Here is a 13,931-nt window from a genome sequence, read left to right on the forward strand (position 1 = left end):
TGAGGCATGAACAATCCGACTGAAGGGGTGCCTCAGCGGCACCCCAGCCTGTTCGAACCGGCGACGCTGCTGCTCATCGCGATTCTCTGCGTCTTCGGTGCGATCATCGGCATGCAGCTGCTGGTGTCGCTCGGCATCACCGCGAACACCTCGCTGATCGGCGCACTTGCTGCCATGGCGCTGGCGCGCGTGCCGCTTGCCGCCTTCACGCGCTACCGCTCGATCCATGTGCAGAACCTGGCCCAGAGCGCGATCTCCTCGGCCACCTTCGGCGCGGCGAACAGCCTGCTCCTACCAGTCGGCATTCCCTGGCTGCTCGGGCGGCCGGACCTCGTGCTGCCGATGCTGGCGGGCGCCTTCTTCGCGATGCTGCTCGACGCCTATCTGCTCTACCGGATGTTCGATTCCCGCGTCTTCCCCGCGACGGGCGCCTGGCCGCCGGGCGTCGCTGCCGCCGAGGCGATCAAGGCCGGCGACGAGGGTGGACGCAAGGCAGTGCTGATGGGCGTAGGGTTCGGCACCGGCATCCTCGTCTCCTTCGTCAAGATCCCGCTGGCCTGGATCGGCTTCGCCGGCTCGGCCGCCGTCTCGGGCATCCCGATGTCGGCCTTCGGCGTCGCCTTCATCGGCAATATCTGGGCGCTGCTGATGTTCGGCATCGGCCTCCTGCTGCGCGGCTATTCCGGCCAGCTCTTCGGCGGGCCACTCTTCGAGACCGTCATTCCCAAGGGCGACCTGATGGCCGCCTATATCCCGCACGGCTTCATGATCGGCGCCGGCCTCGTTGCGCTGCTGCAGGTCGCGCTGCTGCTGTTCCGGCGGGCGGAACCGACCAAGCCCGGCGAGGTGGGCGCAGGCGTCTCCGACGCCGAAGTGAAGCGGGCGCTCGGGCTGGGCACAGTCGGCTATCTCGTCATCGCGGTGTTCATCGCGCTGGTCGGCGGACTGATGAGCGACATGTCGATCGGCATGCTCATCCTGTTCGTGCTCTATGCCGCCTTCGCCGCCTATGTGCATGAGCTGATCGTCGGCCTCGCCGCGATGCATTCCGGCTGGTTCCCGGCTTTCGCGGTCGCGCTGATCACGCTGATCATCGGCATGCTGATCGGCTTTCCGATGCCGGCGCTGGCGCTGCTGGTCGGCTTCTCTGCCGCGACCGGGCCCGCCTTCGCCGATATGGGCTATGATCTCAAGGCCGGCTACCTGCTGCGCGGCAACGGCGCCGATCCCGCCTTCGAGCGCGAAGGCCGCCGCCAGCAGCTCTTCGCCGCGATGTTCGCCTTCGTCATCGCCGGTGCGGTCGTCCTGTTCTCCTACCAGTCCTTCTTCGACCAGAACCTCGTCGCCCCCGTGAACAAGGTCTATGCCGCGACGATCAAGGCCGGCGTGGCGCCCGGCGTCGCCTGGCAGCTCTTCCTCTGGGCGATCCCCGGCGCGATCCTGCAATTCATCGGGGGGCCGAAGCGGCAGATCGGCGTGCTCTTCGCCACCGGCCTGCTGATCAACTTCCCGATGGCAGGCTGGGCGGTGCTGGCCGGCATCCTCTGCCGGATCATCTGGGAGAAGCTGCGCGGCGCGAGCGGCGAGGGCGACATGGAGGTCTTCGCCGCCGGCGTCATCGCCGGCGATGCGATCTTCTCGTTCTTCGACTCCGTCTCCAAGAACTTCTGGAAGCGCTGAACAAGTTGGACCTGGGCGGAAAGCCACCCGGGTCCTTCGCTTCATGGAGGGCGGACAATGAGCATGCTGGGAACCCTGACCATCGGCCAGGCGCCGCGCGCCGACATCACGCCGATCCTCGACGCGGTGATCGGCGCCAGTGTGCCACAGCGCCATGCCGGCGTTCTCGACGGCCTGAGCCGCATCGAGATCGAACGGGATTTCGCAACGGAGCCGGGCCAGCCGGTGCTGATCACCAAGCTCCTCGACGGCAGCGCGGTCGTCATCGACCGCGCCCGGACGGAAGCTGCGGCACAGCACAAGCTCGCCGTGATCGAGGCCGAGGGCTGCGGCACCATCCTGATGCTCTGCACCGGCCATTTCGCGAGCCTGTCGACCGAGAAGGCGCGCCTCGTCGAACCCGACCGCATCCTGCCGCCGGCCGTGGCGGCGCTGACGCAGGGCGCGCAGCTCGGCATCATCGTGCCGCTGGCCGAGCAGATTTCCTCGGAGGCCGGCAAATGGGCGCCGCTCGGCCGCCGGCCGCTCTATGCCGCCGCGTCGCCCTATGGTGGTGCGGGCGTTTCGATCGCGGAGGCCGCGCGGGAGCTGGCCGGACGCGGCGCACAGATCCTGCTGATGGACTGCATGGGCTTCGTCGAGCGGCATCGCCGCGAGGCGGCGGAAGCCGGCCTGCCGGTCATCCTCTCCAACAGCATGATCGCGAAGCTGGTTTCCGAGATCGTCTGACGGCGGGCTGCATCCGCCACAAACGAAAAAAGGCCGCCCGTGAGGCGGCCTTTGTGCTTGTTCGGATGGAGCGGGGTTTATTTCGGCGCGAAGATGCCGACGCTGCTGGCGGTGATGTCGAAGGAGAGCGTTCCGACGACAGCCGCACCGCACCAGTTCGAACGACCCGTGCCGTTGGAGATTCCGCGCGGATCGGCGGTCAGCAGGAAGCACTCGCTCTTCGACAGGGTGGTGTCGTGGTAGCGCAGGTCGGCGGTGACGTTCTTCCAGGTGTAGGAGACGCCGGCGTTCCAGTAGCTGTAATCGGGCAGATTGGTCGGCGGCACGGTCGACCAGATGGCGAGGTTGGTGGTGCCGAGCCAGTAGTGGCCGAACTCACCGGAGACCGAGAGACCTTCCAGGAAGGGCAGGTTGTACTTCGCCGTCACCGAGGCGTAGGTGCCGCTCGCGCCGGTGCCGAGCCAGTCCCAGGCGTAGAAGACGTTGCCGCCCACCGTCAGGCTTTCGGCGAAGGTGTAGGAGACCTTGCCGTAGACCTCGGTGAAGTCAGTGTTCTTCGGTGTCCAGAACACGCCGGCAGCGTCGATCAGCTGCTTCTCGCTGGGGTAGTAGTACTGCCAGACACCGAAATCGAAGGCGAGATCGCCGAATTTCGGGCGGACACCGGCATAAAAGTCGATCTCGGCATCGGGCCTGGTGGCCAGGTCGACGCTCGATCCGTAGACGCCGAGATAGAACATGTTGTTGTAGATCTGCAGCTCGGCGCCGCCCTGAATCGCCGGCTTGCGGTCCGTTTGCGAGATGCCGCGGAAATTATAATCGGTCATGCCCTTCACGCTGACCGCGATATCGAACCAGGTGATCGCGGGGACGACGGGCGCGGGCGGCGGCCCTTTCTTGCTCGGCAGGTCGGAGGCCTGCGCCGCGCCGACGGCGGCAGCCAAAGCCAGTCCCATAATCGAGGAACGGAAAAGATCGGACATCTACGGAAACCCCTCGCCGCGCGTTGATTTGCGCTGTCGCACCATGAAACGGGCGAGCCCGGCTTGGCAGCAAGACGAGGTTTTGGGCGCTCCGCTCACGGAAAAAGCAAAAGACCTCCCAGGGGGAGGTCTTCGCGCCTGCAAAACAGGCAGTCTCGATTATCTGTCCGGCTGTTGCATTTGCGTCACGACGTGACGGCGGCCGGGCAGGGCCTCAACGCATCGCCGGCTGGCTCGCATAGCCCGCCGTCGACTGGTCGAGGCTCGACGTTTTCAGCCCGTTGGCGCGGCGGGGCGGCAGCGGCGGGCTGGTGGCGGCCGGTGTCGCGGGCGCGACGGACGCGACCGGAGCGCTGGCCACGCCTTGATCGGCCGTGGCGCTGGAGCCGCCGCCGAAGACCGGCATGAAGCTGAGGGCGCGCTGCAGCAGAGGCTTCTCCTCGGTCGGCGCGACCGGGTTCGAGGCCGCGCTCGCGAGCACCGGCGCCTGCAGGGCGTTGCCGGGTGCGACCTTGGCGAGCTGGGTAGCGGCCGGGGCTGCCGCCGGGCGCGGTGCGGCGGCCGGCTTCGCCTCGACCTTGGCAGCGTCGGGCTTTGCAGCTTCTTCCGCAGGGGCTGCGGCGATCGCGGCGAGAACGGCGTCGTTATCGGCCGAAGCGGCGCGGACGGTCGCCTTCGCCTTGCCCTTGTCGTCGAGGACGACGACCCGAGGACCGACCGACAGGGCATCGGCACGGCTGACGCCGACATCCTTCGAGGCCCAGGAAGCCGAGCGGTTGAGCGCGTCGGAGCCGCCGGTCATCAGCGCCTGCTTGAAGGAGGCGTGCTGGTCGCCGTCGTCATAGATCAGCTTGATCGCCGGTGTGCCCTTGGCGACGAGCGAAGCGACCTGGATCTCGTCCCTCTGGCGCTTCTCGGCGACGGCTGCCGGCGTCGAGCCGCCGTTGAAGACATAGCGGCCGCCGACGACGGAGACCGCGGGCTCGTCCTTGGCGACCTCGAAATAGTCGGTGCCTTCCTTCAGGTTCTTCCAGAAGGCGATGTTCGGGTCGAGGCGGTGCTTGGCCAGGTTCTCCGGCGTCATCCGGAACGGGAGGGCCTGCATCTGCACGGCGCGCTGGCCGGCATTCTGGGCCTCGCGCACCAGCGCATAGATCTCGCCGATCTGGTCGTCGGTCATCGAATAGCAGCCGGCCGAGGAGCAGGCGCCATGGACCATCAGATGGGCGCCCGTGCGGTTATGCGCCCGGTCATAGGCGTTGGGATAGCCCATGTTGAACGAGACGTAATAGGACGAGTTCGGGTTCATCTGCTGGGGAGCGATGGCATAGAAGCCTTCCGGCGCCATGCGATCTCCCTCGCGGACCTTCGGGCCGAGCTGGCCGGACCAGCGGCACATCGGGAAGGTCTTGAGCAGGGTGTACTGGCCGTCGGCCTTGCGCTTCCAGACCTCGAGCTCCGACTCCTTCTTGTAGGAGCGGATCAGGATCGGCTGGTCCTTGCTCATGCCCTTCTCGGACATCAGCGCATAGGTCGCGCTCGGAATCGGAATGTTGTGGCGCGCGGAGCCGCGATAGCGGTCCTCCTCGCAGGCCGCCACGGTCAATGCAACAAAAGCCACGAGTGCGAGTTGCTTGAGTGCCACGTCGTCAATCCCTCGAACGGCAGGCCGGGGTGCGACCTGTGACTTCGCAAGACGGCCAAATTGTGCCCGTCGACTCGTTGTAGAAGCGTTAGGCTTGAGGGTTCCTTACCATAGGCAGGGTGAGTCTGGCCACATGGTCAACGGCCGGTAAAGAAGCCTCGCCTTCGCTGGTGCGAGATATCTCGCAACGATATTGCCTAGAGATTGCGCCCGATCGCGAGGAATTTCTCCGCCCGCTTGGCGACGATATCCTCGGCTCCGAGACCGGCGAGATCGCCGAGCGCGGCGGCGATGGCATCGCCCGCGCGGCTGATCGCGGCCTGGGCGTCGCGGTGGGCGCCGCCGGTCGGCTCCTGCACGATCCGGTCGATGACCCCGAACTTCAGCAGGTCCTGCGCCGTGATCTTCATGCCGGTGGCCGCGTCCTGCGCCCGCGCCGTGTCGCGCCAGAGGATGGATGCCGCGCCTTCGGGCGAGATCACCGAATAGATCGCATGCTCCAGCATCAGCACGCGGCTGGCCGCGGCGATGGCGATGGCGCCGCCGGAGCCGCCCTCGCCGATGACGAGCGCGACGCTGGGGCTCCGCAGCCCGAGCCAGGCCTCCGTCGAGCGGGCGATAGCCTCGGCCTGGCCACGCTCCTCGGCTTCGATGCCGGGATAGGCGCCGGCGGTATCGACGAAGCTCAGGACCGGCAGGCCGAAGCGGTCGGCCAGCTCCGCGAGGCGCACGGCCTTGCGGTAGCCCTCGGGCTTGGGCATGCCGAAATTGTGCCGGATGCGGGTCTCGGTCGAATCGCCCTTCTCCTGGCCGATGACGCAGACCGGCTCGCCGCGAAAGCGGCCGAAGCCGCCGATGATGGCCTCGTCCTCGCCGAAGGCGCGGTCGCCGGCGAGCGGGGTGAATTCCGCGATCAGCCCGGCGCAGTAATCCTTGAAATGCGGACGCTGCGGATGGCGCGCCACGAGCGTCTTCTGCCAGGGCGTCAGCGCCGCATAGATGTCCTTCAGCGTCTGGCTGGCCTTGGCGTCGAGCTTGCCGATCTCTTCCGACAGGGAAATGCCGTCGCCGCGGGCCTCGAGGGCCCGCAATTCATCCGACTTCGCCTCCAGCTCGGCGACCGGTTTCTCGAAATCCAGATAGCTACGCATCGTGATCCAGTTCAGAATCCGCGCGAAAATCGGGCGGAACGGCGGTTTAGGGCAAAACCGGCATGAAAGGCGGCGGACCTTGGCCGCGCGCCGGCGAAATTGTCAACCCGTCCGCGCCGTCTCCGGCGGGTTTGACGCGCGCGGCGTCGGCGTCGGTTGCGGCAGCAGGACCGGTCTCAATGCGAAGCTGCGCCGCGTCGCGCGCAAGGGCGCGCGCCGGTAGAACTGCTTGGTGGCATCGATGACATGGACGCCGGCGAAAGGCAGCGACAGGCCGGCACCGATCTGCTCCCAGATCGGGGCGGAGCGCATCAGCAGACGCCTGTGCAGCGGCGGGACGTAGAGCGCCTCGACCCAGTGCTCCGGCGAGAACTCGGCGGCGCGCATGAGGGCGCCGAGCTGGCGGCGGCTGAAGGGCCGGCCCTGCCCGAAGGGCGTGCCGTCCATCCGGGCCCAGAGCCCGCGCCGGTTCGGCACGACGAGGATCATGCGCCCGCCGGGGTTGAGGACGCGCGAGACCTCCTCAAGCAGGTCGTCGGGGCTTTCGGTCTCCTCCAGTGCGTGCACGAGCACGACCCGGTCGATCGAGGCCGTCGGCAGCGGCAGCAGGGTGGGCTCGACCAGCGCCGAGGCCGTGAGGCCGGGAGAGGGCCAGTTCACCACGCCCTGCGCGGCTGGCATGAAGGCGATGGTGCGCTCGGCCTGCAGGCCGAGCACGGAGAGATAGGGCGTCGAATAGCCAAGGCCGAGCAGGCGTTGGCGCGAGCAATCGGGCCAGAAACGAAGCATCGCCCGGCCGATGAAGCGCCGGGCCACATGGCCGAGCGGGCTGGCATAGAAGGCGCGCAGGTCGACGACGTCGAGAGGCATGGCGCCTCACATGGAGCGCTGAAGCGCCGAACGCAAGGGAATGTCCGCACAGACCGCCCGCACTTGCCGCCCGCTCTTGCCGCAACCACCGGCTGCGCCTGCGGTGGGTTGATCGAGCGCCGGGCATGGCCCATGCAGGGGGCCGATCGTCCGTTCGGCCCGATGGGGTCGACCCCACCGGAGGAAGCCATGCCGCTCGACCTTCACGTCTTTCGCACGCTCAGCGACAACGCTGGGGCGCTGCTCCACGATCCCGCGACGGGAGCCTGCGCGGCGATCGACGTGCCCGATGCCAGCGAGATGCTGGCCGCCGCCCGGGAGAAGGGCTGGACGATCAGCGACATCTTCATCACCCATGCCCATCACGACCACACCCAGGGCGTCGATGAGGTGAAACAGGCGACCGGAGCCACTGTCGTCGGGCCGGCTGATGCCCGCTCCAGCGCGCCGCTCGACAAGGTGATCGGCGAGGGCGACAGCGTCTCGCTCGGTGGCGAACGCTTCGAGATCTGGCATACGCCCGGCCATTCCGACGGCCATCTCAGCTATGTCGGGCGTGGAGCGAAGCTCGCGCTTGTCGGCGACGTCGTCTTCGTCATGGGCTGCGGGCGCGTCCAGCCGGGCCAGATGGGGCGGATGTGGACCTCGCTGTCGCGGCTGATGGCGCTGCCGGGCGACACCCGCCTGCTCGGCGGCCATGACTACACCCTCGCCAATGCCCGCTTCGCCCGCTCAGTCGATCCCGCCAACGCCGCGCTCGCCGCCCGCTTCGCCGAAGCCGAGAAGGCCAAGGCGGAAGGCCGCTTCTGGGCCCTGACCACGGTCGGGGAAGAGCAGGCGACCAATCCGTTCTTCCGTGCCGGAGAGGGCGCGTTGGCCGCAGCGGTGGGGCTCGTCGGCGCCCCGGCCGACAAGGTCTTCACGGCGTTGCGCGAAGCTAAGAACCGGTTCTGACTATGACGATGCGGCTCGACGGCCTGACGGCGGCCGAGGTGATCCGGCTGCTCGAGCTCAAGCCCCATCCCGAGGGCGGCCACTACCGTGAGACCTTCCGCGATCCGGCCGGGCCGGAGGGCCGGGGTTTCTCGACCGCGATCTACTACCTGCTCGACACCGGCGAGACCTCGGAGTGGCATCGCGTCGATGCCGCCGAGATCTGGCATCATTATGCCGGCGCGCCGCTGGTCATCACCGTATCGCCCAATGGCCATGACGCCGCGGCTCATCATGTCGGGACCGATCTCGCCGCCGGGCAGCGGCCGCAATTCGTGGTGCCGGCCGGCTGGTGGCAGAGCGCGACCTCGCTCGGCGCCTGGACGCTGGTGGGTTGCACGGTCGCGCCGGGTTTCGAATTCAAGGGCTTCGAGATGGCGCCGCCGGGCTGGCGGCCGACGCCGCGCAAGCCGATGGGGGAATGACATGCTGATGAAGACCGACAGCGCGCTCGTGCTCGGATGCGAGCGGCGGATCATCAATGCCTGGCCGGCGCTGTCGACGCTCATCGTCGGCGACTGGGTGCTGCGCTTCGCCAACGGCTATTCCGGCCGTGCCAACGCGGCGACGCCTCTCGTCTATGGCGCCGAACTCGATGCCGACATGCTCGATCTCATCGAAGAGCTCTATCGGGCCGACGGGCTGGTGCCGAGCATCAGGCTGACGCCGCTCGTTTCCGAGGCCACGCGCGCCGCCGTTCTGGAGCGCGGCTATCGCGTCAAGGACAAGTCCTTCGGCCAGATCGCGCCGCTTGCCGCTGTCGCGCCTTCCGAAGAGGCCGAACTGCAGATCGAGGCGCGGCCGAGCCTGGAGTGGCTGACGGGCGTCGCGGCGCTGCAGAGCGGCAACAAGACCCATGTCGCCAATCTGGCGGCGATCGTCGAGAAGGTCAGGCTTCCCGCAGCCTTCGCCACCTGGCTGGTCGAGGGCGAGGCGGTGGCCTTCGGCATGGGCGTGGCCGAGCGCGGTATGGCGGAGATCGGTCTGATCTGCGTCGATCCCGACCATCGCGGCCATGGTTATGGCCGCAGGATCGTGCAGGGGCTGATGGGCTGGGCCGGCGCGATGGGCTGCGCCGACGCCTTCCTGCAGGTGGAACAAGGCAATGCGGTCGCGATCAACCTCTACGGCAGCCTCGGCTTCCGCCAGCTTTACCAGTACGAGACGCGCATTCTCGATTGACGGCGTCATTCTCGCGCTTGAGAATCTCAGGCCGGAAGAGGCCCCGGCGCCCCTGCGTCACGCGATGCGCGGGTCAAGCCCGGGCATGACGAGGGTGAATTACCGCGTCAGCAGCGCCGTGCCGTAGAGTCCCAGGCCGAAGATGGTGTGGCTGACGATGTTGAGCAGCCGGATCTGGCCGGCGTTCGGCCGGCGCGAGGCAGCGACGCCCATGCCCATGCCGGGCTGCAGGATGAACCAGCCGCAGCCGACCGTAGCCCAGCCGACGAGCAATGCCGGCAGCAAGGTCGGATTGCGCGCCCAGTCCGCGCCCCAGATGGCAAGCACGATGCCGGCGAAGAGGATGCCGACCAGATAGTGGCAGATCCAGCCGATCGCGAGCTCGCCCGCCACGGGCTCGGATTTGGCGATGTCGTCATGCCACAGGCGCCCGCGCGGCAGATGGGCGAACCAGCGGCCCGGCATCGCCCAGTTCGGCTTCGGCAGGCCGAAAAGCCGCAGGAACTGCGCCCAGAGATCGGACAGCGCGGTCGCGCCGACGCCGATGACGACCATGCGAAAGATCAGATCCGACACGTTTCGTTCCCCCAGCCCGCTTCACGGCGGCTTCCCGTCCGTTGGAGCGGCGATTGCGACGGCGGTCAACAGCCTGGCCGGCCGGATCGCGCAGAGGCGCGCTGCATGCGGCGCATCGCCTCTGCCGCGGAACCCCGCGCGCCCCTGAGGGGTTGCCTTCGCGAATCCGCGGGGGAGATCCATCATGGCCACGGCGACTGCCGACAAACCACGCAATGCCGGAACCGGGCCGCATGGCGCGGCCGAACTGCCGTCCGTCGTCGTCACCAGCTATAATCTGGAGGTTCGGGACGATGACGGCTTCGTCGGGGACAAGGCGAGCCGCCGCGCCTTCGTCGAGCATCTCGACGCGCTGCGCAGCCATCTCAAGCGCAACGGCGACGACCCGCTGAAGGGCAAGACCGCCGAGATCAGCAAGAAGGAACTCGACACGCTGCTGAAGGAGGGCGCCGCCAAGGAGGCTGCGCTGGTGCTCAGCGCGGTCGAGGGCTTCGCGCAGTCCCTCGCCTTCGTCATCCGCAGATTCGCGCGCCTGAAGAGCTGGGCCGCGGTCGAGCGCATCGTCGTCGGGGGTGGTTTCCGTGAGAGCCGCGTCGGCGAACTCGCCATTGCGCGCGCCGCCATCATCCTGCGCACCGATGGCCGCGATCTCGATCTCGTGCCCGTCAGTCATCATCCGGACGAGGCCGGGCTCGTCGGCAGCGCCCATCTCGCGCCGAAATGGATCTTCGAGGCTTATGACAGCCTGGTCGCCGTCGATATCGGGGGCTCCAACATTCGCGCGGGGATCGTCGAACTCCGGCAGGCGAAGGCGCCGGATCTGAGCCGGGCGCGCGTCTGGAAGTCGGATCTCTGGCGCCATGCCGATGAGGAGCCGAGCCGCGACGAGGCGATCAAGCGAATGGGAAAGATGCTGCGCGATCAGATCCAGAACGCGGAGAAGGAGGGCCTGAAGGTCGCGCCATTCATCGGTGTCGGCTGCCCCGGCCTGATTGAGCCGGACGGCGCGATCGAGCGCGGAGCCCAGAATCTCCCGGGCAACTGGGAAAGCAGCCGCTTCAACCTCGTCGACAGCATCCGCCAGCTCGTTCCCGAGATCGGCAGGCATGAGACGGAGGTCGTGATGCACAACGATGCCGTCATCCAGGGCCTGAGCGAGATGCCGGCGATGCAGGATGTCGAGAACTGGGCGGTGCTGACGATCGGGACCGGATTGGGCAATGCGAGCTATCGCAACCGGTTGAAAAGCAGGGCTTCCGATAAGCGCTGAGGCGCCAGAACCGACCGCGGTGCCATCTTCAGGTCGTGTTTTGCGGCGATGAGCTGACCCCGAGCCGCCGACCGGCTCATCAGAGACGCCCGTCCGCGATCCGAGGAGCACCGTTTTGCCGGCCGCCGAATTCCGCTTTCCATCTTGCCTTGCGGGCACGGCTGTGCCGAGGGTCGAGCCTCAGCCGAATCACGTGGGACAGGGTCGCACCACCATGGCAGCACGCGTGGCGCAGACGCCTTTCCAAAGCCTCAGAGGGCTTTTGGCGACGTGCCTGCTCTGGCTCGTGCTGGCGATGGCGGCTGCAACCTCCTCGTTCGCCCAGACGGCGGCGGCATCGCCCGATCCAGGCAGCGCGCGGGCGCGGCTCGATGCCGTCCGCAGCGAACTGGCGCAGATCGAAACGACGCTGGCCTCGCCCGATGCCACCGATGCCGAGCTGCAGAGGCAGCGGATCCGCCTTCAACCTTCGCTCGACCAGCTGCGCGTCATCGTCGACGAGCAGACGCCGCGCGTCGACCAGGCCAAGCTCCGGCTCGACCAGCTCGGCCCAAAACCCGAGGCCAGCGCTCCGGCCGAGAGCGCCGAGATCGCGCGTGATCGCGAGGCCCGGGCCAAGGCTTATGCCGATGCCGACGAGACGCTGAAGATCGCCAAGGCGTCGTTGCTTCAAGCCGAGCAGCTTCAGAGCCGCATCGGCGACAAGCGGCGTGAAATCTTCGCCAAGGCGCTTTTCGCCGCCGGGCCTTCGGTCGCCAATCCCGAAGTCTGGAGCAACGCCATCACCACGGCTCCGGAGGATCTGCGGGCGTCCGGATACATCTTCGGCGGCTGGCTGGAGGGGGTGCGCGATGCGTTCTCCGGATCGCGGGGTGCCGTCGTGGCGCTCGCCCTGATCGGCGCCATCCTGCTTTACGTCGCCCGCGCCCGCTATCTGCCGCGTTTCAAGGCGCGCTACGGCAACACGCAGGATACCGGCAATCTGCACTGCCTTTATGTGGCGCTCGCCCATATCGTCGCCGGCGCGGCGCCGCCGGTGCTGGCGAGCTGGCTGATCTACCAGGCGCTGAGCACCACGGGGCTTCTGCCGCCGCGCATTCAGCCGGTGATCTGGGCGCTGGTCGCCGGGCTCGCCTTCTTCGCCTTCGTTCAGGCTCTGGCCGACGCCCTGTTCGCACCGTCCAGCCCGCAGCGGCGCCTGGTCAGCGTCATGGATCCGACGGCCCGCAGTGTCGTGTGGATCGCCTCTTCGCTCGCGCTGGTGATGGCGGTGGGCAAGGTCTTCGAGGCCTGGCTCCAGGCGATCGCCGCAGGCCTTGCGGTCTCGATCATCGTCAAGGCCTTCTTCGCCATCCTCTTCGCCCTGACACTGATCGCCGGCCTTTTTCAGATACGCGATGACGACGAGGTCGAGCAGGAAGCCTGCCTTGGTCCTTACGTGCCGGTGGACGGGGCGAGCCTCGGCCCGGTTCGGATATTCGGCTGGATCATCGGCTTCCTGATCATTCTGTCGACACTCACCGGCTATGTGATCTTCGCGGCCTTCCTGGCCGAGCAGACGCTCTGGATCGGCATCGTCGCCTGCCTGTTCCTGCTGGCCTTCCAGTTCATCGATCTCGGCCTTCCGCGGCTCCTGACCGGCAAGGGCCGCTTCGCGCTGACGCTGAAGGCCGGCATGGGGTTGCGCAGCACAACGCTCGACAAGGTCGCGGTGATCAGCGTCGGCGCGTTGAAGCTGCTGCTGATCATCATCACGGTCCTGATGGTGCTCGCGCCATGGGGGCTGGAATCGACCGATTTCCTGGTCTCGCTGAGCGCGGCTTTCTTCGGCTTCCAGGTCGGCGGCGTCACGATCTCGATTTCGACCATCGTCGTCTTCGCCTTGGTCTTCGGCCTCGGCATCGCGGCGACGCGGGCGATGCAGCGCTGGCTCGACAACCAGTTCCTGCCGACGACCGCCCTCGATCCGGGGCTGCGCAACTCGATCACCACAGCGGCGGGCTATGTCGGCTATATCGGCGCGGTGGCGATCGCGGTTTCGGCTGTGGGCCTCAGCCTCGAACGTCTCACCCTCGTCGCCTCGGCCCTGTCGGTCGGTATCGGTTTCGGCCTGCAGTCGGTGGTGTCCAACTTCGTCTCGGGCCTGATCCTTCTCTGGGAGCGGCCGATCCGCGTCGGCGACCAGGTGGTGGTCGGCGACACCGAAGGCATCGTCAAGCGCATCAATGTCCGCTCGACGGAGATCGCGACCTTCGACCGCTCGACGGTGATCGTACCGAACTCGAACCTGATCTCCGGCGTGGTGCGCAACCGCGTCCGCAGCGACCGGACGGGCCGCGTGCTGATCGCGCTATCGGTGCCACGCACGCTCGAGGCCGGGCAGGTGCGGGCAATGCTCTCCGAAGTGGCTTCGAACCATGGCGACGTCATGCAGAAGCCGCCACCGGTGGTGCAGTTCAAGAAGCTCGGCACCACGACCATGGATTTTGAGCTGGTCTGCGTCGTGGCCGATGTCGAGATCGTTGGGCGCGTCACCAGTGACATGAACTTCGCCATCCACAAGCGCCTCGCCGATATGGAACCTGCCGCCGGCACGCCGGAACTGGTGGTGCGCGGGTTGGAAGGCGTCGAGTATTCACTCGAAAGCATCGCAGTGGCTGTCGGTCGGGGCGGGGGCGCGCGCAGCAGTACCGGCTGGGAGCCCGCGAAGCCGGTGGCATCGCCCGCTGCAACGCGCCGGTCGCGCAAGCCGGTTGTGGTGGAGGAGGATGAGGAGGAAGAGGCCGGGGCGACGAAGCCCGCGCCTGCTCCAGCGCCCGAGCCCGCCAAGGAAGACAGCAAGGAATGATCGC

Annotated in this window: 12 protein-coding genes; 7 read left to right on the forward strand and 5 right to left on the reverse strand. The window is 67.5% G+C overall.

The features are described from left to right. Positions 1 to 6: 6 nt before the first annotated feature. Both AC2FAN_RS14275 and AC2FAN_RS14280 read left to right on the forward strand, forming a co-directional pair. Positions 7 to 1,680 carry an OPT/YSL family transporter gene (locus AC2FAN_RS14275; RefSeq protein ID WP_485174886.1) on the forward strand — a complete coding sequence of 558 codons (1,674 nt, stop codon included), beginning with the start codon at positions 7 to 9 and terminating at the stop codon, positions 1,678 to 1,680. Positions 1,681 to 1,737: 57 nt separating this feature from the next. After that, the gene (locus AC2FAN_RS14280; protein WP_485174888.1) at positions 1,738 to 2,409 is read left to right on the forward strand and encodes an AroM family protein; all 672 of its coding nucleotides are present in this window, start codon (positions 1,738 to 1,740) and stop codon (positions 2,407 to 2,409) included. A 77-nt stretch (positions 2,410 to 2,486) separates the two neighbouring features. Here AC2FAN_RS14280 and AC2FAN_RS14285 read toward each other — a convergent pair whose 3' ends face one another. The 4 genes from AC2FAN_RS14285 to AC2FAN_RS14300 form a co-directional block, all read right to left on the reverse strand. Further along, on the reverse strand, positions 2,487 to 3,392 hold the full coding sequence (locus AC2FAN_RS14285; RefSeq protein WP_265050681.1) for a TorF family putative porin: 906 nt from the start codon (positions 3,390 to 3,392) through the stop codon (positions 2,487 to 2,489). Positions 3,393 to 3,606: 214 nt separating this feature from the next. Beyond that, positions 3,607 to 5,037 carry a L,D-transpeptidase family protein gene (locus AC2FAN_RS14290; RefSeq protein ID WP_485174890.1) on the reverse strand — a complete coding sequence of 477 codons (1,431 nt, stop codon included), beginning with the start codon at positions 5,035 to 5,037 and terminating at the stop codon, positions 3,607 to 3,609. A gap of 197 nt (positions 5,038 to 5,234) precedes the next feature. Next, positions 5,235 to 6,188 (reverse strand): acetyl-CoA carboxylase carboxyltransferase subunit alpha, encoded by a 954-nt coding sequence (locus tag AC2FAN_RS14295; RefSeq protein ID WP_265050679.1) that lies wholly within the window; start codon positions 6,186 to 6,188, stop codon positions 5,235 to 5,237. 102 nt (positions 6,189 to 6,290) lie between these two features. Next, a complete protein-coding gene (locus AC2FAN_RS14300) occupies positions 6,291 to 7,058 on the reverse strand; it encodes a class I SAM-dependent methyltransferase (protein WP_485174892.1) in 768 nt (255 codons plus the stop codon). Between the two features lie 189 nt (positions 7,059 to 7,247). On the opposite strand from AC2FAN_RS14300, the gene gloB reads away from it, so the two are divergent. From gloB to AC2FAN_RS14315, 3 genes are read left to right on the forward strand one after another with little or no spacing between them, the layout of a single operon-like run. Further along, positions 7,248 to 8,012 (forward strand): hydroxyacylglutathione hydrolase, encoded by a 765-nt coding sequence (gene gloB / locus AC2FAN_RS14305; protein ID WP_485174894.1) that lies wholly within the window; start codon positions 7,248 to 7,250, stop codon positions 8,010 to 8,012. Positions 8,013 to 8,020: 8 nt separating this feature from the next. Further along, positions 8,021 to 8,476 (forward strand): cupin domain-containing protein, encoded by a 456-nt coding sequence (locus AC2FAN_RS14310; protein ID WP_485175242.1) that lies wholly within the window; start codon positions 8,021 to 8,023, stop codon positions 8,474 to 8,476. A gap of 1 nt (position 8,477) precedes the next feature. Continuing rightward, the gene (locus tag AC2FAN_RS14315; protein ID WP_485174896.1) at positions 8,478 to 9,233 is read left to right on the forward strand and encodes a GNAT family N-acetyltransferase; all 756 of its coding nucleotides are present in this window, start codon (positions 8,478 to 8,480) and stop codon (positions 9,231 to 9,233) included. 99 nt (positions 9,234 to 9,332) lie between these two features. On the opposite strand, the gene AC2FAN_RS14320 is transcribed toward AC2FAN_RS14315, so the two are convergent. Further along, positions 9,333 to 9,809 carry a DUF2938 domain-containing protein gene (locus AC2FAN_RS14320; RefSeq protein ID WP_485174898.1) on the reverse strand — a complete coding sequence of 159 codons (477 nt, stop codon included), beginning with the start codon at positions 9,807 to 9,809 and terminating at the stop codon, positions 9,333 to 9,335. Between the two features lie 184 nt (positions 9,810 to 9,993). On the opposite strand from AC2FAN_RS14320, the gene AC2FAN_RS14325 reads away from it, so the two are divergent. After that, entirely contained in the window at positions 9,994 to 11,079 is a 1,086-nt protein-coding gene (locus tag AC2FAN_RS14325) for an ROK family protein (protein WP_476805531.1), read from the forward strand. Positions 11,080 to 11,293: 214 nt separating this feature from the next. Next, positions 11,294 to 13,927 carry a DUF3772 domain-containing protein gene (locus tag AC2FAN_RS14330; RefSeq protein WP_485174900.1) on the forward strand — a complete coding sequence of 878 codons (2,634 nt, stop codon included), beginning with the start codon at positions 11,294 to 11,296 and terminating at the stop codon, positions 13,925 to 13,927. Positions 13,928 to 13,931 lie beyond the last annotated feature (4 nt).

This window comes from Allobosea sp. RIT-PG3_2 (assembly GCF_057321085.1).